Source organism: Neisseria sp. P0021.S007, assembly GCF_051956855.1.
The window spans coordinates 1-818 of sequence record NZ_JBQCXA010000324.1; the positions used below are offsets into that span (position 1 = coordinate 1).

The following is an 818-nucleotide window of genomic DNA, read 5'->3' on the forward strand; positions in this document are numbered from 1 at the left end:
GAATTTGCACACATCGAAACACACGCCGAATACGGTGAACGAGCGGCGCAACACGCCGTGCTGCATATCGAGTTCGACGGAGAAGTTGGTAATGTCGTTTTTCGCCAAATCCACTTCTTGACCATCGACAAAGATTTTGACTTTGCTGAAATTGAGCGCGTTGATGGCTTTGCCGAAATATTTGGGATAGCCGTTTTTCCACCAGCCGACGCGGGTTTTGTCGGGGAACCACACGCCCGCGATGTAGGTACCCAAGTGGCTGTCGGCGGAGTAGGTTTCTTCAAAGTTGCCGCGCATGCCCATATAGCCGTTGCCCAAACTGGTCAGGCTCTCTTGCAGCCGTTTGTGTTCTTTTTCCAGTTTTACCGAACGCAGCGTCCAAGGGCTGATTTCCATGATTCTTGTATACATTTATGAAGCTCCTGTTATTAAAATTGTAAGTTCGGCAAAGGTTTCAGACGGCCTTTGCCGATGGTATGGATGGATTATTCGCCGTGGGTCTCTTTAATCAGACATACAGAGAAGGCTCCCAGTAACAAGACCGCGCCTGCAACCAAGAACATGGTTGCCTGATGGCTGCCCAGCATAGGGAAGAGGATAAAGCTCAGCAGGGAGGCGACGATTTGAGGCATACAGATAGAGCCGTTAAACAGACCCAAATAAGTACCCATGTGTTTGCCGGAGAGGGCATTGGTTACAATCGTCAAAGGATAGGTAATGATACCTGCCCACGCGATGCCGATTAAAGTATAAGACAGGATTAATGCGTATTGATTGTGGATGAAGAAAATAGAGAAGAAACCGAGCGCGCCTAAAGC

Annotated in this window: 2 pseudogenes; both read right to left on the reverse strand. The window is 48.8% G+C overall.

Annotated features, from left to right (window positions below):
* Nucleotides 1-411 (reverse strand): annotated as a pseudogene (locus ACTHUR_RS13110) (glycoside hydrolase family 65 protein); the annotation flags it as partial.
* A 74-nt stretch (nucleotides 412-485) separates the two neighbouring features.
* A pseudogene (locus ACTHUR_RS13115) lies at nucleotides 486-818 on the reverse strand (MFS transporter); the annotation flags it as partial.